We start from the raw sequence: 19,722 nt of genomic DNA, 5'->3' as shown, positions 1-19,722 counted from the left end.
CTTTATTTTTAAGTACCCCTAGCCGGATTTGAACCAGCATATCCTTTTGGATAGTAGATTTTGAGTCTACCGCGTCTACCAATTCCGCCATAGGGGCTAAAACCTAAGTAAGATATATAAATTTTGACCATTAGTCAATGATTTAGATCAAGGAATATTACCTTGAAAATTAAATATTTATTATTAACATTAAAAATGTATTTAGAATTTATTTATATAACTTATACTGAATTTGTAATTTTTTTTTTATTATTTGATCAATAATCTAAGGACAAAATTAGCATGTATACACAAGAAAGTGATAACGCTTTACACTACATATTGGACGAAAAAATCAGTAACTCTTTAACCGAAGCATTAGAAAAGCAAAATTACAATGTCATAGAAGAGATAATTAATAAATCAGATAGTGTACAACTTGCATATTTTTTGTTAACTTCAACATATCAGCATCGTAAAGAATTTTTGAATAACATTAATGATAATCTGGTAAAAGACATTCTAATACATCTAGTCCCAGATTTACGTCAAGAAATAATTAAGATTCTAGGTATAAAAAAAGTAGCATCTTTAATATCTCAATTGAATACAGAAGATATAGTGGCAGTTATTGAAGATCTTGATAAAGAAAGCCAGGTAAATATTTTAAATATATTACCGAAAAGTAATAAAATCCACGTTCATGAACTGTTGTCATATCCAGAAGAAAGTGCTGGCAGATTAATGCACAAAGATATCATTATTGCTCCAGAATATTGGACCATAAGCCAGCTACTTACTTTCTTAAAACAGAATAATAAATTAAGCAAAGAATTTTATGAAATTTTTATCGTAGACCCCAAATTAAATCCTATAGGATATCTAAGGCTGGACAACATAATTTGTTCAAATAGTACACAAATTATAAAAAACCTAATGAAAACTGATATAAAAATAATAAAATCACACACTACTCAAGAAGAAGTTGCAGAAATTTTTAGAAAGTACTCTTTATTGTCAGCTCCAGTAATAAATAAAGATGGAAGAATTATAGGATCAATAGTAGTACATGATATATTAAATGTAATGCACCAAGAAGCTGAGAAAGATGTTTTACATTTAGGAATGGTATCAAATAACGATATTAGCTCTTCATTAATAAAAACAGTCATTAAAAGATTACCATGGCTATTCATAAACCTGCTTACAGCTACGGTTAGTTCAATGATTATAGGAATTTTTAGCAATACTATTCAACATTTTATAGCATTATCAGTAATAATGCCAATTATTGCATCTATGAGTGGTAATGCAGGATTACAAGCTTTAACAGTAACGATTAGAGCATTGTCTACCAAACAACTTACTAATAGGAATGCTAATAGATTACTTTTTAAAGAATTATCTGTAGGATTTATCAATGGTTTAATATTGGCAATCATATCTTCAATAGCACTGATGTTAAGAGGACAACATGTTGATATTCAAATATTGTCAGGTATGTCCATGATTATCACTTTCTCGATAGCAACATTTTTAGGTACTGCAATACCAATGATATTAAATTTATTTAAAGTTGACCCTGCTATATCTTCTTCTATCATCATATGTGCTACAAGTGATACATTATCCTTTTTAATATTTCTAGGAATGGCTACCATATTTTTATTATAAATAAAAAAAATTTATCAGTTTGGTATATAAATTTAATCAATCAAAATAGAAATCATTGCTCTGCGCAATATCTCTTGTTTATGTTGCACTATAACAAAATAGAAATATCTTATTTTGATTGATATATTACCCAAAACTTCATTCATTTAAGTATCTTTGTATATCAAGTGATCACTTAATTTGGTCTTCAATACTAAAAAACCTATAAGTAAACAACAATTGTACTATAATTTTTACAAGTTTAATCCTTTAGCAAATACCTTTGGTGCTGCACTTAATCTTTTTCTTATGTATTCTACCATAGGAGTATTTATTTAACAAATGTAGAAATATTATCAAGTATAGTTAAAAAATAACTTATCAGTATAACTCTATACATTCTTATATACAAATTACAATTGACAAAACACAATAGATTCAATCTATCCTTTTTTTTTTCAATATAGATGTTTTAACAATATTAAAACATTTATATTATTTATTGAGAAATTATCTGTATCTTATTGATTTTATTTATAAAACACTTTGTTATGTTTATGGATTATGTGTCTAGTTTTGATAATTTTTTATAGATTCTAGTAATTGACATTTTGAATCATAAAATGATGCGTTAGGAAATTGATTTTTAAACCATGTGTATTGACGTTTGGCATAGTGTCTAGTGTTTTTTTGTGCTGTTTCTATAGCTTCATCTATACTGATTTTGTTTTTCAAATAACTTATTAGTTCTGGGACACCATGTGCTTTCATTGCAGGAAAGTGTTTAGGGACGTTTAATGACAGTAAATTTTCTATTTCTTCTATTACATCTGTGTTTATCATATTAATAAAACGCTCATTTATTGTTTTATATACTTGATCCCTTGGTGGTAGAAGAACACAAAGCTTGAAGTTGTTAAGTATAGGTTGACGTATTGTATTTTTTTTCCATGAAAATATGGATATACCTGTTTGTTCTATTACTTCATATGCTCTTAATAATCTGTGAGAATTATTTTGATGTAAACATTTTGCTAGAGGATCTTTATTTATTAATAAAGCATAAAATTCTTTATTTCCTAAATCTTCAAATAGCTTTTTTGTTTTATATCTCACATCATCTTCTATTTTAGGAATTTGTGATAACCCATATATTATACTATTTATATACATCCCACTACCTCCAGTTATAATTGGTAGCTTTTTTTCAGCTGTAGCAGATAATATTTCCTTTTTTAAGTCTTCTATCCATAGCCCTACAGAATATTGTTGTGTTACTGATATATATCCATATAATCTATGTTTTACAGAATAATCATTTAATTTTGGTTGGTCTGTAATTATTGGGATTTCTTTATATATTTGTTTTGAATCGCAATTTACAATAATTCCATTATTATCTTGCGCTATTTTTACAGATATTTTAGACTTGCCAGATGCTGTAGGTCCAGTAATAATTAATACATTATTCATGTTGCTTGTGCATAATTAAGTTAATTAGTGAGGTGTATGAAGTATACTAAAAATATAGTATATAATAAAGAGATAGTCATTTTTTATAATGCATGATTTTAATTAAGTTAGGTGAAAGTAGATGGGTGACGAGATAAATAAAGACTCAAAGTTTGCCAAACAATTTGCTTCTAATAGGAAAGGTGGTACTGGCAGTTTTACAGATAGGTATAAAAACCCTAATGCTTTACCTAATAAATCGGCAAAGTTTTCTGGTATGTTGCAAGAAAATAAAAGTGAAAAAGAAGTGCCTTTTTCTGATTCAAAAAGTGTATTAAGAAAAAGTAAGTTAAATAACAAAAATTTTGCAGAGTCTACCAAGAAAAGTAGGTTAGATTGCTTATTCCTTGTGCGAGGAAAAGATAATGGAAGAGCTGCTTGGCATTATGTATTAGTAGATAAACATAAGAGAGAAATGTTTCTTGCTAAAAGTAGATCAGGTTCTATAGATGTTGCTTTATATGGGCAAATATTATATTCTGGCTGGGGTGAGAATCCACCAGAAGATATTGTCAAAAAAATAGAAGATGAATTTGGTGTATAATTGGTAGTATGTCTTTGCTTAATAATTATTTTATTAAGTTGTTATTCTTTTAGAATTTATGACTAAAAAGGGAAGGGTTGTGTGCAAATACAAAAGGTAGCAATTGTAAATTTTAAAAGGATTGATATTAGTAGTATTATTAACTACATAGTAAAGTGTAATATTTCAGTAGTTGTAATTATTTTAAATAAAGCTGATAATATTTTACAATATCAAGAAGATAGTATTTTAGTAAGTACTGTACATTTAAATGATGATTTATCATGTCTTAGAGATGTAAGATGGGTAATTAATATTAATTCTGAAAAAGAAGAAGAAGATGTCATTTTAATACGTAATATATATAGTAAGATATTATCTCACATTAGTCATAATGTTATTATATCAGCTTCATCAAGCGTTTACTTAGATATTATCAGAGAAATGCAATGTAATGTATCTTGTAATCTTCTGATTGCGTCATTTTTTAATTCTGACAATACAATAAGATTGATAGAATGTGCTAATTATTATAGTTCACAAGTTAAATGTGATAATACTATTCAAATATTGAGCAATAGTTTTTCTAATTTGATTGTATGTAATAATATTCCAGGTCTCGTATTAGATAGAGTGATTGTATTTTGGTTAATGATATCGTTAATAGGAGCTTATAATTTTAATATTAATGTAGAAGAGGTTGATTTTATCATAAGTAACGAATGTATGGGAATACCGACTGGGGTATTTAATTTATTAGATAAAATGGGATTGGATAATTTTATATTAAAAGTGAAATACTTAATAAAACATTTACCAGACGACTATTTATGTAAGTTATACAACTTTACACCTACGGTAGTATTACAAATGATTTCTGATGGATATACTGGTTCTACTGGTAAAATTGGTGGATTCTATCGTTTTTATGAATTATATGGCGGGAATAATAATCAAGTTATAGATTTATATACTGGTTTATATAGACAAGCATATGTTGTTAGTCGTGATTTTGAAAAAATTCAAGATTTATTCTGTGCTAATAATAAGCATTGTCAATTTATGTGGTATGTATGGTCTAATACTTTAATATATGTTGCATCTTTAATTCCGAATTTGTCTCATAATATATCTGTAATTGATAAGGCAATTAAATTGGCATATGGTTGGAAGCATGGTCCATTTGAAATGATAGATTTGATTAATGATTTTACTAATAATAAGTTTTTTGACTTGCATGACAATTTACCACAAATTTTGTCTATTAAGAAAAATATGTATAACAGTAAAAAACAGTGTCTTAATATAGATGGTAATTATATTTAATACTTGTAAAGATTGCTTTATTTTCTATTATATAAACAGCGTATTAAAAGTGAAATATATATATAGATTTAATAAATTTTATGCATGATGTAGATTTTATAAAACGTAATCCAGAATTGTTTGATTACGCAATGCAAAATAGAAATTATGAAAAGGTTGCTCAAAAAATTATAGAGCTGGATATAAAGAAAAAACAACTATTAACACAGTTATATTCTTTACAGAAGGAGCGTAATCAGATTACTCGAGAAATTGAAAAATTAAAGAAAGATGGTGTTAAATGTGATACTCAAATAGAATCTTCAAAGAATATAACAGAGAAAATAAATGATATTAACAATATGATAAAAGAAGATTCTCAATTAATTGACCTTCTTAATGTGTTACCAAATGTACCAGATGATATAGTTCCTGTTGGAAAAGATGAGAGTAGTAATGTTGAGATAAGAAAACATGGGTATAAAAGAAATTTTGATTTTCAAGTGAAAACTCATTATGAGTTAGGAGAAAAGTTAAATTTAATGGATTTTAAGCAAGCTGCAAAACTTTCTGGATCAAGATTTGTAATACTTAAAAATCAACTTGCACAATTAGATCGTGCTCTGGCTAATTTTATGTTAGACATTCATACTAAGGAATTTGGCTATTCTGAGATATCTCATCCAATATTAGTGCATGAATCTGCAATGTACGGTGTAGGACAATTACCGAAATTTGCTGATGATTCATTTAAAACAACAGAAAATTTTCGGCTTGTCCCAACAAGTGAAGTAGCACTGACTAATTTAGTATCAGGCATGAATATTAATTCATGTGACTTACCTATTAGATTGACTGCTTGTTCACCATGTTTTAGATTAGAAGCAGGAAGTGCTGGTAAAGATACAAGAGGTATGATGCGGCAACACCAATTTAATAAAGTAGAGTTAGTTAGTATTGTTACTGAAGAACAGTCAGCATCAGAATTAGAAAGGATGGTACAAGTTGCTGAAGAAGTTTTAAAACGTTTAGAGTTACCATACAGAGTAATGATGTTGTGTACTGGAGATATGGGTTTTTCAGCAAGCATAACATATGATATTGAAGTGTGGGTACCAAGTCAAAATCGGTACCGAGAAATTTCAAGTTGTTCAAATTGTAAAGATTTTCAGGCACGTAGAATGAATACTAAGTATACTACTATAACTAATAATGTTAAAGTTAGTAAATTTGCACATACATTAAATGGTTCTGCTCTAGCAATAGGAAGAACTATTATTGCGATCTTAGAAAATTATCAAAATATGGATGGTTCTATAACAATACCACTTGCTTTAAGAAAGTATATGAATGATCAAGAATTTATAAAATAATTAATTATTTAGTTAATTACTATTACAATGTTTTATATGTTCAAAAATATTACTTAATTATCAATAAAGAAATTTTGTATTAAGTGAAATATATATATGTATTCTTTCATATTCTATAAAAGTAAAAAATTTTGCATTGCGTAATCAAACAATTCTGGATTACGTTTTATAAAATCTACATCATGCATAAAATTTATTAAATCTATATATATATATTTCACTTTTAATACGCTGTTTATATAATAGAAAATAAAGCAATCTTTACAAGTATTAAATATAATCACCATCTATATTAAGACACTGTTTTTTACTGTTATACATATTTTTCTTAATAGACAAAATTTGTGGTAAATTGTCATGCAAGTCAAAAAGCTTATTATTAGTAAAATCATTAATCAAATCTATCATTTCAAATGGACCATGCTTCCAACCATATGCCAATTTAATTGCCTTATCAATTACAGATATATTATGAGACAAATTCGGAATTAAAGATGCAACATATATTAAAGTATTAGACCATACACCACATAAATTGACAATGCTTATTATTAGCACAGAATAAATCTTGAATTTTTTCAAAATCACGACTAACAACATATGCTTGTCTATATAAACCAGTATATAAATCTATAACTTGATTATTATTCCCGCCATATAATTCATAAAAACGATAGAATCCACCAATTTTACCAGTAGAACCAATATCCATCAGAAATCATTTGTAATACTACCGCAGGTGTAAAGTTGTATAACTTACATAAATAGTCGTCTGGTTTAATAAAAAACTTAAGATAAGAAATATATCTTAGAAAATTATTTTTATAAGATTTAGAATAATTAAATTATGTATTAAAAAAATATAAAATATTAGATAATTTTAATTAAATATATGTAGATATTGAATAAAAATATTTCTATATTAACATATATTTTTAAATTATTATCTAGCATGATGTTAATTAATAATTCTAGTACTTCTGTTCTTACCAGAAGCTTTTTATTTAAGAAAATAAAAGAATCATATCATGATATCGACAATATATTAGCTAATACACTGAGCATAATAGATATAAAAGATTACTGTATTTGTATTACTGAATCTTTTGAAAATCATTTTATATTGCTTGTTAAAGGAGAAAATATAAAGGTTGTTGATAATAATGGATTTTGTGCTGCTGCTTTATTACCTACAAAAGATATGTACAAATTTCTACGGTGTAATCCTCCATGTATTACTACATCTTATAGAAGAAAAATGAATCTTGTTATTCATAATTGTACAATTAACAGTATAAATAACGATGAAATTTACTTAAGTCTTATTGATTTTCAAAATAATGCATATTTTTATGATAAACAAGGTAAAAAACTCTATCTTATGGATGAGAATAAGGTACAATGCTCTATTGATGATTATATAATATTTAGTGAAAATAACAATCCTTATAGGAAAAAGACTTTTTGTTATAATAATTTAGGTAATTTGTGTTTTTCAGATGGTTATGTTGTTTTGAGTTTATTAGATAATAAATATAATACGTATTATTATAATAATAATGGTCTAGTTCTGCATGATAATATGCATAATATATATTCTGATAATGAATCGTTATATTATGATACATGTGATATTTCTTTTATGACTTGGTCAGAGTTACTATGTAAAGTGATGAAATCTATTACTTTTAAACATTACTCTACTAATTCAATAAAAGATTATTTTGCAGCTCACGATAACATAACTTTTGATTTATTTGATAGTGCTGTTATCAAAGATGACTTGAGCTTTGATATGTCATGTACTTGTGAAATTAAATCATTTTCTCAGTCACTTGATGGTATATATATTAATGTAGAAAATGCTACTAATCCGAACTCAGTATTGAAAAATTATACTATAGTTCATGAAAATCAATCTTCTAATACATTATATAATGCATAATCATAAAATTGAATTTATATTTGCATTTAAATAGTTTACTATAATATTTTTTTTGAATATTTCTGAGTAACAATATTATTATATATATATCTTTATACTTGCATGTTTTATAACCAGATTCTGCAAAATGAATCATCAGTTATTTATATGCATTTACTAAGTGCTTCTGAAGCAAAGAAATATAATGTACACAATATAAATAATGAAATTATTGCATGCAATATTCTAGACAATTTTCTTCTATTACATTTTTATCTCTACTAATTGATTCATTATGTAATTGTTTAAAACACAGTATCTTATTCTCATCTGAAAAATAGAGTTTTTTATCTTGTTTATCAAAAAATATAAATTGTTTTAAAAATTGAAATAGTGAAAGGAATTTAATATATGAAATAACATTTTGGTGAATTATATTATGAGAATTTTGCCGTTAAATTGAGTTATACAATTAAGTAGAATCTGAAAACTTTTAATATTGAATAATAACAAAGTTGTGATAATAGCTTAAAATAGTTAATTATCTCAAAAATTGTTAGTTTAGTAATGCATTAGAACATTCGGTCAATTAGGCATAGATTTACTTTGTGTTATGACTAATTTTTTTATTTTCTTGAGTTAAAATACTATACTCTTTATTTATTACTTGTGCAATGCATACATCTGACCATACATTTATTGCAGTTTCAAACATATCTATTATCGTATATATAGGTAATATAATTCCCATAATACTTAAAGGTACTTTCATTGATATAAGATAGCTCATAGCCATAAAATAACATCCCATTGGTACTCCTGCATTGCCAATAGCAGCTCCTGTTGCTAAAAATATCCATAAAAACATTTCACCAATGGAAAATGTGTATTCATTCATTTCTGATACAAAAAATACTGTGATTAATATAAATGCAGCACATGCATTCATATTAATAGTTGTGCAAACTGGTAATATAAATGATGATATTTTTTTTGAAATCTTCAAATTGTCTTGTGCACAGCGAAGAGTAGTTGGTAATGTTGCTGTAGAAGATTTTGAGAAAAATGCTATAGTTAATGCTGGTAGTGCACCACGAAATGTTTTTATTACAGAAATCTTTTTTAATTTTAACAATAATGGTAATACTACAAATGCCTGTATAAAATTCGCTACCATTATACATAGTAGATATTTTAAAATACTTGATAAATTATATCCTTCTTTAGTATTGTATAACAATACAGTAATAAATGACCATAATGCTATAGGCATTAGTTTTAGTATAAGTTTTGCTATTTCTAAAAATGTATCGAAAAGAGCATCAAGAATTTTATGTAGTAATTCACGTTTATTTTTATCAGGTAATACTAGTAGAGATCCTCCTATTAGGAATGCAAGTATAACACATCCTATTACATTATTATCTAAAAATACTTTGATGAAATTGTGAGGTAATATTGAAATTAAATATGATAAATAATCTGGAGTATTAATATGTTCATTAGTATTTAGTATATTGAATACAAGTGCTTTTTTTGATGGATCAATTAATAAATATATTGTAAGTGCTATAATTGCTGCAACTATTGTAGTAGATATAGTATAGAATATGGTTTTTTTTATCAAATTTTTTATTTCGATTAAGTTTGCTAATCCAGAGATTGTTGATGTAATTGAAAAAAAAACTACTGGTAAGCTAATTAATTTTAGTAAATTAATAAAAATATCTCCAAATGCTTTAGCAAATTCAAAGATCCATTTTTGATTTACATAGTATGAAATTATAGCAAGAATTATGGGAATAAAAATTTTTAAACTGAATTTATGAATCATAAGTAATACAAAATTGCATGTAATATTTAATAAATTTCTGTTTATCATATATTGCTGAGAAAAACTACACTAAATAAGATTTAAGTATTAAAAAAAATCTATATTTATGGATTTGTACAAAACATTATATGTATTTTAACTGTATGTTGTTACTCTTGTAGACCTTAAAAAGGTTTTTTTATGGTAATTATACAAATTAAATAGTATAACTAACTTCTAAAGTAATGTTACTTATACTTTTATATTAATGTTTATGTAGAATTTTATGGATCATATTCAAAATAATAATAGATATATTGGAAGTAGTAAGTATTTTAAGGATGCTTTCGATTGGTATTGTAATCGTTATTTATTATGTGTTACTGAAAGAGCTTGGTTGCTTGTAATATCACTTTTTTTATCTTCTATGTTATTAATATTGATACTTGATATATTTGCATATTTTCCATTAAAAACAGATTTTTCTTTTGTTAAATATACAGAACGTTACACTGATGAGTTTTCTGTAATAAAGAAATTGAGTACTAATAATGAGGACAGTGAAGAAACTTTATTGTCACAATATCTTGTTGCACAATATGTAAAAAGATATGAATCATATTTACATAAAGATTTAGATGTACAATTTAATTTTGTAAAGAATAACTCTTCAAGGAAAATATACTTAGCATTTAAAGAGATGGTAGATTCTAACCATTATACTGATGCAAAATATAAAACTATGTCCATCGAAGCGACAATTAATAATGTTAAGCTTTTATCAAAAGATTTTACTTCTTTGAATAGTGCTATTGTTACATTTCAAACACGAGTTTCTAACAACGGTATAGCATCACATGTTAAGTCTCATAAAGTGTTGGTTACTTTTTCTTTATCTAGCATTAAGATGGCTATATCAGGCATTATGCCATTAGAATTTGTTGTATATGATTATAAGAAACTTGATTAATAAATTTTTGTCTTTGTATGTGTTATATGCACTTTGCATTTCTCCATGATTTTACAGTATCACCCATTTGTTCTATATATGAATAAAAGTCTTATATATGTTAAATTTTATCATTTGCTAGAAAATTACAGAGTAGTGTAGAGCAATAGAATAACTATTAAAAGATATTTATATAATAAAAGTTGATTTTTAGTCTATTTTGAATTTATTGATCTACTATTTTTAAAGAGATCTGAGTAATTAAATAGTAATAAATAACTCTAAATTTAAATATAGTTTATAATGTATTTCTAATTATACAAAATATATTATCTTCTGTTTTATCTCATAAACAACTTCTAGTCCACAATTTAGGTTTTATTCTGTTTGAAAAACACAACTTCAATTCTTAAAATAATATAATTACATAATATATATTATGGAAAATACTAGATAAATTACATCCATAAGAATCTCATTTTTTAATGTAATAAAATTAGTAATAATATTTAGTCTTTATACATTAGCCCAAAAAATAATTTCTATCTAAGCTAAATCAAAAATGGATTTTCTTCTTCAATCAACAATATAAATTCTTCCAATAATTAAAGTAATAAAAATTAGATGTAGTATACTCTAAACGATAAAAATATTGATGAATAGTTTTGATATAATTTTCTGATATTATGTTCAAATAATCAGAAATTTTTAGAATTACTTCTATCAATGCAATATTAGTAAATTTATGTAGATTTCATTTCAATAGTTTTTATAAAGAAATATTATATTACTTAGTTAGCTTTTACTTTGTTATTATTTAATATAGATATATAACTATTTGGATATGCATACGATACAAAAAAACTAAATGAATATGACAATAACTACTATATGTATTTTAGAAGGTTTACTACTAATATTAGTTAGTTATTTTATTGCATTAAAAAGTAGAATATCAAAATTTGATCATAGAATTCTTTGTATGATTAAAGATGATTTAGAAAGAAAAATTCAAAGGTTAGAACTTGAAAATGGTGATTTAAAAAGTAAAAATAATCAATTTTCCATTGAATTACAGAATATGCAAAGTAAGATTACAGAGTTAGAATTTGAAAAAAAGACTTTAAAATATAACATTGATTTATATAAAAATGAATTTGCTTCAATTGATGAAAAGTACAAGTCACATTTTGAAAATCTAGCAAATCGTATTTTTGATGAAAAAACAGATAAATTCAATAAGATATCTCAAGAAAGTTTAAGTAAAATATTAAATCCATTACAAGAACATATTAACTTATTTAAAAAGAAAGTAGATGATTCATTTGATGTACATAATAAAGAACAATTTTTACTAAAGCAAGAAATTCAAAGGATTGTACTTGCAAATGAGAAAATTACTTTACAAGCTGAGAATTTAGCTAACGTTTTAAAAGGAAATGTTAAAGTTCAAGGAAATTGGGGAGAAATGATTTTAGAGAAGATATTAGAAAGTTCTGGTTTAAGAAAAAACCAGGATTATATTTTACATGGTACAGGTATGGATTTACAAAACAGTGAAGGTAATAAACAACAACCTGATGCCATTGTTAATTTACCAGAAAATAAGCATTTAATTATTGATTCAAAAGTATCTTTGACTCATTATGAAAAATATTTTTCAACAAAATCAGAAGAATCAAAAGATGTTTTACTAAAACAGTTTATTACATCTGTAAGATTACATGTTAATGTATTGTCAAATAAAAAATATCAAAATATAGAGAAATTAAAGACGCCAGATTTTGTATTGATGTTCATTCCTATAGAAGGCGCATATTCTCTTGCAATGCAAGAAGATGTAATGTTGCATGATTATGCATGGAACAAGAAAATAGTAATAGTCTGTCCATCAACATTGTTTGCTACTTTAAGAACTATTGAATCTGTTTGGAGATTAGAGCGTCAGAACCGCAACACTATGGAAATAGCACGTCAAGGTGGAGCATTGTATGATAAAATAGTAGGATTTGTATCGGATATGCAAAAGCTTGGCAAACAAATAAATATTTTAAATGGTGTTTATAGTGATGCAATGAAGAAATTGTCAGAAGGAAATGGCAACATTTTATCACGTACTGAAAATTTAAAGCATTTAGGTGTTAAAACCTCAAAGAAAATACTGGAGAATTTTGATAATTGATAGAAAATATGAAGTATATGGAATTATGAAAACAGCTCATTTTTATAAAACTTAATCATATTATAAAAATTAGTTGATTCAATTAATGAAGTTATAAAGCGTCATAATATACATCATTAAAATATTCTATTGTATATTAGAGCAATCTTATTCTATAAATGTGGTATAATTTTATATCAATTGATAAAATTTCAGTAGGAATGTTTTAGAAATATAATAGATAAGTTTACAGAATTATTTGTTAAATTTATAAATTTCCTTTCCTTTGTTAATATAAAAATCTGGAATACTAAACTCTATTGAAAAAGCTGAAACGTGCACAAGCTTTATACTATTCGTTTAACAAATAAATGATGTATTATATGTTCATTCTAATTGGTCTTAAGATAATTGCTTGGTTTAAAGGAATTGCAGATTTCATTTAAAATCATCATCTGAGAAATTCTTGAATCATGTTTTTCTAGCAAATGATTGTAAAACAATATTGTCAATAAGTTTGTTAATACTACGTAATAAACAGTATCATTTTAAATTTTGTATATAATAGTAATTTATAACTTAATATTTCCACACATTGTAGAGTTGATAAAAGGTTGAAGTTATTTATATCTTATTAAAATAATAAAAAGGATGGATTTGGATATGTTAAATAAAGATACTAAAAAAGAAATAAGTTATAAGAATATGTTAGCACATATATAAGTCACTTCCATTTCACTACAGGAGGCATAGACATCATTATTGCATCAGGATTTCCGTTTGTTAATAAACCAAATTTAGTACCTCTGTCATAAATTAAATTAAATTCTACATATCTTCCACGTTTAATTAATTGATATTCACGTTCTTCTACAGTCCACTTCTTATTCAAATTTCTTCTTATAATAATTGGGTATATATCCAATAAAAATTTACCTACTGCTTGAGTATATTGAAAGTCATCTTCCCAGTTTCCTGAATTTATATTGTCATAAAATATTCCACCTATACCACGTGGCTCTTGTCTATGATGTAAAAAAAAGTACTCATCACATTGTTGTTTAAATTTACTATAATACTCTTTGTTATGTTGATCACAAATTTTACGTAAACTATCATGGAAAAGTTCTTGATCTTGTGTATTTTTATATGTAGGAGTTAAATCTACCCCACCACCAAACCAGCTTTTATCTGATATGCAAATAAATCTTGTATTCATATGTATTGCAGGTACAAAAGGAGAACACATATGTGCAACAACAGAAATTCCACTTGCCCAAAATTTTTTTTCTGAAGAGGAATTGAAAATCTCAGAATTATTTAATACATTAGATAATTCGTGAGTTTTTGTAATATCTCCATATACTTCTGAAACGTTTATTCCAGCTTTTTCAAAAACCTTACCATATATTATTATTGAATGCCCTCCTCCACCACCTGGCCTTTCCCAATTTTTATTATCTACTTGCGGAGAGAAAGAAGAGAATTCTTTTTCTATTGATATAAATTTGGAGAGAAGCTGATTTTGTAATGTTGTAAACCAATTAACTGCTCTTTTTTGCTTTTCTTCCATATCAAAATTTCAACACATAAATATAACACTAATTAATTTAAGAAAATGCATTAAAAAAATTGATAATACTTCAATTTATATCTGTAAGCATTAACTTAAAGTACCGCAAATTAACTATCATATTGTTAATTTATTGTCAAAATTTTATTAGAAAATTAGTCATATCAGTTATTTAGTGAAGCCATAAAAAGGCCTCACTATATTAACATTAAATTTATTATTTAAAAACTCAATTTTGCTCCTATTAAAGTTAGATATCCTGAGTTATTGCTAAGTGTTGGTCTATCAACAGTAAAATAAATAATATCAGCATAAAAAGATAATTTATCATCTAAGACTTTTTCTAATCCTAATGTATATACTGAAAGTGAATGATTATCTTCTTTATTATCTATACTGTTCTTTTTACTACTATAAAAGTAATTTGCACTTACGTTAAATATGTTAGTCTCAAATTTTATACCTAAATCATAAAAGTGACTACTGATTACTTTAAACTTTTTAGTGTCATTGCTACCACTTGTATTTGAAATAGTAATTTCTTCTTTTCCAGATTTACCTAAATTTCCGTATGAGCCTGCAAACGTGAAATTTTTATACTTTACTGAAATACCAGTACTGTAAGCTAATAGATCATTAAATTTTACATTATCTGAAGAGAGTGCTTTTACTGCGTGTTCAATTGTTCCTGATATTGAATAATTAATATCAGAAAACAAATTATTTTCATACTTAACACCTATATCAAAAATATTTCTGTAACCAACATCACCGTTTTTATCTTTAAAAATATAGCTACAACCAATTTCTAATCCCTTGATTTTTGGAGAATAATAACTTATAACTGGAACAGAGAATCCATAATAAGCACTATAAATACTTGGCTCAACTAAAATTGTATCATCTAGATTATATCCATATGGAAATCTACTATCATTCTTTAAGCTGATATATTGTGAGAAATTACCATTACTACCTATAGATGAAGTTTTCATGCTTTGGGCAACAGGATCAGTTAATCCAATTTGGATGTTTCCACCATAAGGAGATTTTAAAAAAATATATGCACTACTAGTACTACTATTTATGTCCAATATATTTTTATTTAAACTACCAGTAGCATCATTTGCACCATTAGTTATAAGATTTGTGCCTAATTTTACATGTGATCCAATAGTCACATAATCATTTATATCATATGAATATGTTAAATTAGGATTTGCACTAATTGACATTCTTGAAAAATCCTTACTATTGATACCATATTGTAATTTCAAGCTACCATTTACTGATAAATTATCTGCCATAGCTTGATTCATTAGTAAAGCAAAGCAACTTATAGCAGACATATATAATATTTTATTACACACCGACTTACCTTAAAAAAACAAAACATTTTTTTAAGTTAGCATCTACTATTAAAATAATCAAGAATTCAATAAAAAAAAATATATATAAGATTAAGTATTAAATACTAAGAAGAACATATTTACCTAAATAGATTATTTGACAAACACAAAATTACTCTAAGATGATATTAATAACCTTAAAATAACATACTAATGTAAATGGTTGACAAAGTACATGTGTGCATTCAAATTTAATGATATTTCAAAATATTATTTCATGTAAAGTAAAAATTTAGATAAATCTATTAAATTTTATATATCATTACCTAACACCATAGTGCCAGTTCCATGTACAGTAAATAATTCTAACAATAATACATGTGGTATTCTACCATCTATGATATGTGCAGATCCATAACCTTCTTTTACTACCTTAATACAAGTTTGTAGTTTTGGAATCATACCTGAATTTGCAACACCTTGTTCAATTAGATTTTCTGCATCACTTACTGATATTTCGGATAATAAATTACCGTTAGCATCAGTTACTCCAGAAACATTTGTTAAAATAATTAATTTAGCTGCTGCAAGAGCATTTGCAAGGGCACCAGCAACTAAATCGGCATTAACATTATATGTAATATTATTCTCACCACTACATACAGGTGCTATTACTGGAATGAAATCAGATTCCTCAATAAAAAATAATAAATCTGTGTTAACTTCATGAGGCTCTCCAACAAATCCCATATCTAGTATTTTTTCTACATTATTTGATTGATTCTCTTTATAGGTATAGCAAACTTTTTTTGCCTCTATCAAGTTAGCATCTTTACCACATAATCCAATAGCATTACCACCAGCTTTATTGATAAGTTGTGTAATATCCTTATTTACCAACCCACATAGTACCATTTCTACAACTTCTAAAGTTTCAGCATCAGTTACTCTTAGACCATTAATGAATGTACTTTTTTTATTAATCTTTTCTAAAAAACTATTTATCTTGTTTCCCCCTCCATGTACTACTATTGGATTAATTCCAAGTTGTTTTAGCAAAACAATATCATGAGCAAAACTTTCTGCTAATTTTCTATCTGTCATAGCAGCACCGCCATACTTAATTACAAATGTTTCACCAGAAAATTGTTGTATATAAGGTAAACATTCTGATAAAACTTTTGTTGTATTAAACCATTCAGCATTTCCTCCAAATTGCTCAATGCTTGGTCCAACATCTTCCTTATTATTATTATTATTTTTTAATACATTGTGCAATTTCATAAATTAACTCCCCTATTCCCTGTTTATATTTGCTGCTAGCACTGATAACTGGATATATAACAAAACCCAGATTAAGATTTTTAATGTAATTTATGTTAACATCAAGAATTTCTTTACTTACTCTATCAATTTTTGTTAATACTAATTGATAATATATATGATTCAATTCAAGCCAATTGATAAAATCTAAATCTATTTCTTTAAATCCAACTTTAACATCTATAAGTAATATAACTTTTAACAAATTTTTACTATTTAATAAATAGTATTCCATAAGGAAAAGATAGTTATTAATAGTAGCTCTAGTTGCTTTGGAATATCCATAACCTGGTAGATCAACTAATACCATAAAACTTTTGTTAATTAAGTAGAAATTTATTTGTTTTGTACACCCTGGTCTAGAAGATGTCTTGGCATTTTTTTTATTATTCGTAATTGCATTGATTAAGCTAGACTTTCCTACATTTGATCTACCAGCAATTGCGATTTCTGGTATAGAAAAATTAGGAAATGATTTCACATGAGTTGCACCTATAATAAATTCACATTTTGACATTATGGCTTTTAACTTCATCAGTTTTAAGTAATTAATTATAAAAAATGTTAAATTATATAAAGTATTGTTAAATACTATCACATATAAAAATTTAAAGAAAAAAATTTTACAACTAATGTTACAAATGGTATTATAAAACAATAGTAGCAGTTGAAATATTATTAATATTAAGTGGTAACAAAGCTATGAGCTTTGATAGTAATTTAGAGGAGTTATATCAAAAATTCTGTAAGTTGAAAAGTATATTAGAAGACCCAAGTCAATTAAGTGTGGATTCTTTTGTTGCAGCTTCAAAAGAATATTCAGAGCTATTGCCTGTAATATCAGTAATAGATCAGTATAATAGTCTACAAAAAGATATTGCAGATTTAGAAGAATTAATTAATAATCCAGAAACTGACCACGAATTAAAAAGTTTAGCTAAGGAAGAATTCTATGAAAGGCAAAAGCAGTTGCCTAAAATTAAGAATAAATTGAAGTTATCTCTTATTCCAAAAGATAGAGACGATGCTCGTAATGCTATTTTGGAAATTAGAGCAGGTACAGGAGGAGAAGAAGCTGCATTATTTGTTACTGATTTATATAGGATGTATACAAAATATGCTGAACAAAAAAATTGGAAATTTGAACAGATCAATTCATCCTCAACTGGTATAGGTGGACATAAGGAAGTTTCATTATGTATAAGTGGGTCAAATGTATTTGCAAGATTGAAATTTGAATCTGGTGTACATAGAGTACAAAGAGTACCAGAAACTGAAGCATCTGGAAGGCTTCACACTTCAGCTGCTACAGTAGCAGTTTTACCAGAAATTGAAGAAGTAGATTTAAAAATAGATGAAAAAGATTTAAGAATAGATGTGTATAGATCAAGTGGCCCAGGTGGACAATCTGTAAATACAACTGATAGTGCTGTACGTATTACGCATATACCAAGTGGAATTGTTGTTATACAACAAGATGAAAAATCACAACACAAAAATAAAAACAAAGCTCTTAAGGTATTAAGAGCAAGGTTATATAATCTTGAAAAGCAAAAGAGAGACTCAGAAATCTCACAAATGAGAAAAAGTCAGATAGGGTCAGGAGATCGTTCTGAACGTATAAGAACTTATAACTTCCCTCAATCTAGAATTACAGATCATAGAATAAATCTTACATTATACAGATTAGAGGATATTATGAAAGAAGGAAATTTAGATGAGTTCATAGATGCATTAATAGCTGAAGATGAAGCTAATAAGTTAAAAAATTTACATATTTAGTTTATTGTATTATTGAATTTTAAATATGTACTAAGATAACACTATGGGTTAGTAACTAATAAAGCTGGAGACAGTTATTGTGTTGTATAAAAATGCTAAATTTGATAGTAGAAAAAAAGTTTACTGCACCTATAAGAAGAGTTAATTCCGATACTTTTTAGATTCTTTATCGTAATGTAAACAGTACAATACCAAGTTAAAATTCACATAATATGTAATTAAAAAAGTTATATATGAAGATGTTAGTCAAGAAGATCTTGGTGAGCAGGAGCACATTCTAATAAAACTGATATTGCAGATTTGGTATTCCAATGCTGAAATTGAAGCATTGCTATATGTTCATAAATTTATGGATTTCATCACGCCTAACAATACCGAATTATCAAAGTCTCAATTAGCATCATTTAGATACAGAAGATTTATCTAAATACATTAAATACCTAAAAACAGTTCTACCACGTATAATTTAATGAACTATTAGAAAAAAGCATGTAACGAAAGAT

General features: G+C 26.0%; 16 protein-coding genes and 1 tRNA gene. 8 read left to right on the top strand and 9 right to left on the bottom strand.

Annotated features, from left to right (window positions below; genetic code table 11):
* Positions 1-13 precede the first annotated feature (13 nt).
* Positions 14-97 (bottom strand) — tRNA-Leu (locus tag ECAJ_RS02380).
* Positions 98-282: 185 nt separating this feature from the next.
* Here ECAJ_RS02380 and mgtE point away from each other — a divergent pair.
* A complete protein-coding gene (gene mgtE, locus ECAJ_RS02375) occupies positions 283-1,653 on the top strand; it encodes a magnesium transporter (RefSeq protein ID WP_011304573.1) in 1,371 nt (456 codons plus the stop codon).
* Between the two features lie 549 nt (positions 1,654-2,202).
* Here mgtE and miaA read toward each other — a convergent pair.
* A complete protein-coding gene (gene miaA / locus ECAJ_RS02370) occupies positions 2,203-3,105 on the bottom strand; it encodes a tRNA (adenosine(37)-N6)-dimethylallyltransferase MiaA (protein ID WP_011304572.1) in 903 nt (300 codons plus the stop codon).
* 121 nt (positions 3,106-3,226) lie between these two features.
* Between miaA and ECAJ_RS02365 the strand changes: the two genes are divergently transcribed.
* The 3 genes from ECAJ_RS02365 (at position 3,227) to serS (ending at position 6,345) form a co-directional block, all read left to right on the top strand.
* Positions 3,227-3,688 carry a hypothetical protein gene (locus tag ECAJ_RS02365; protein WP_011304571.1) on the top strand — a complete coding sequence of 154 codons (462 nt, stop codon included), beginning with the start codon at positions 3,227-3,229 and terminating at the stop codon, positions 3,686-3,688.
* 81 nt (positions 3,689-3,769) lie between these two features.
* Positions 3,770-4,993, top strand: coding sequence for a 3-hydroxyacyl-CoA dehydrogenase (locus tag ECAJ_RS02360; protein WP_011304570.1), 1,224 nt, complete (start codon positions 3,770-3,772; stop codon positions 4,991-4,993).
* A gap of 80 nt (positions 4,994-5,073) precedes the next feature.
* Entirely contained in the window at positions 5,074-6,345 is a 1,272-nt protein-coding gene (serS, locus tag ECAJ_RS02355) for a serine--tRNA ligase (protein ID WP_011304569.1), read from the top strand.
* Between the two features lie 270 nt (positions 6,346-6,615).
* Here serS and ECAJ_RS05085 read toward each other — a convergent pair whose 3' ends face one another.
* Positions 6,616-6,903 (bottom strand): hypothetical protein, encoded by a 288-nt coding sequence (locus tag ECAJ_RS05085; RefSeq protein WP_052278601.1) that lies wholly within the window; start codon positions 6,901-6,903, stop codon positions 6,616-6,618.
* Entirely contained in the window at positions 6,860-7,057 is a 198-nt protein-coding gene (locus ECAJ_RS05080; protein WP_052278600.1) for a hypothetical protein, read from the bottom strand. Before ECAJ_RS05080 ends, ECAJ_RS05085 begins: the two co-directional genes overlap by 44 nt.
* Positions 7,058-7,297: 240 nt before the next feature.
* On the opposite strand from ECAJ_RS05080, the gene ECAJ_RS02345 reads away from it, so the two are divergent.
* Complete coding sequence (locus ECAJ_RS02345; protein WP_011304568.1) at positions 7,298-8,290, top strand: hypothetical protein; 993 nt, start codon at positions 7,298-7,300, stop codon at positions 8,288-8,290.
* A gap of 580 nt (positions 8,291-8,870) precedes the next feature.
* Here ECAJ_RS02345 and ECAJ_RS02340 read toward each other — a convergent pair.
* Positions 8,871-10,103: a dicarboxylate/amino acid:cation symporter gene (locus ECAJ_RS02340; RefSeq protein WP_044262158.1), complete on the bottom strand. Its 1,233-nt coding sequence runs from the start codon at positions 10,101-10,103 to the stop codon at positions 8,871-8,873.
* A gap of 265 nt (positions 10,104-10,368) precedes the next feature.
* Between ECAJ_RS02340 and ECAJ_RS02335 the strand changes: the two genes are divergently transcribed.
* Positions 10,369-11,052 carry a type IV secretion system protein gene (locus ECAJ_RS02335; RefSeq protein WP_011304566.1) on the top strand — a complete coding sequence of 228 codons (684 nt, stop codon included), beginning with the start codon at positions 10,369-10,371 and terminating at the stop codon, positions 11,050-11,052.
* A gap of 847 nt (positions 11,053-11,899) precedes the next feature.
* Positions 11,900-13,213 carry a DNA recombination protein RmuC gene (locus ECAJ_RS02330; RefSeq protein WP_011304565.1) on the top strand — a complete coding sequence of 438 codons (1,314 nt, stop codon included), beginning with the start codon at positions 11,900-11,902 and terminating at the stop codon, positions 13,211-13,213.
* A gap of 703 nt (positions 13,214-13,916) precedes the next feature.
* Here the strand turns inward: ECAJ_RS02330 and hemF are convergent.
* The 4 genes from hemF to yihA all read right to left on the bottom strand — a co-directional run bounded on the left by hemF (position 13,917) and on the right by yihA (position 17,972).
* Positions 13,917-14,765 (bottom strand): oxygen-dependent coproporphyrinogen oxidase, encoded by an 849-nt coding sequence (gene hemF / locus ECAJ_RS02325; RefSeq protein ID WP_011304564.1) that lies wholly within the window; start codon positions 14,763-14,765, stop codon positions 13,917-13,919.
* Between the two features lie 221 nt (positions 14,766-14,986).
* Positions 14,987-16,135 carry a porin gene (locus tag ECAJ_RS02320; protein ID WP_011304563.1) on the bottom strand — a complete coding sequence of 383 codons (1,149 nt, stop codon included), beginning with the start codon at positions 16,133-16,135 and terminating at the stop codon, positions 14,987-14,989.
* 291 nt (positions 16,136-16,426) lie between these two features.
* Positions 16,427-17,398: an acetylglutamate kinase gene (gene argB, locus ECAJ_RS02315; RefSeq protein WP_011304562.1), complete on the bottom strand. Its 972-nt coding sequence runs from the start codon at positions 17,396-17,398 to the stop codon at positions 16,427-16,429.
* Entirely contained in the window at positions 17,370-17,972 is a 603-nt protein-coding gene (yihA, locus tag ECAJ_RS02310; protein WP_011304561.1) for a ribosome biogenesis GTP-binding protein YihA/YsxC, read from the bottom strand. The genes argB and yihA overlap by 29 nt, the downstream gene beginning before the upstream one ends.
* A gap of 167 nt (positions 17,973-18,139) precedes the next feature.
* Here yihA and prfA point away from each other — a divergent pair, with 167 nt between their 5' ends.
* Entirely contained in the window at positions 18,140-19,219 is a 1,080-nt protein-coding gene (prfA, locus tag ECAJ_RS02305) for a peptide chain release factor 1 (RefSeq protein ID WP_011304560.1), read from the top strand.
* Positions 19,220-19,722 lie beyond the last annotated feature (503 nt).

Source organism: Ehrlichia canis str. Jake (assembly GCF_000012565.1).
Lineage (GTDB): Bacteria > Pseudomonadota > Alphaproteobacteria > Rickettsiales > Anaplasmataceae > Ehrlichia > Ehrlichia canis.
Note: the sequence above shows the minus strand (reverse complement) of the source record. Positions and strands in the feature narration are given on the sequence as shown.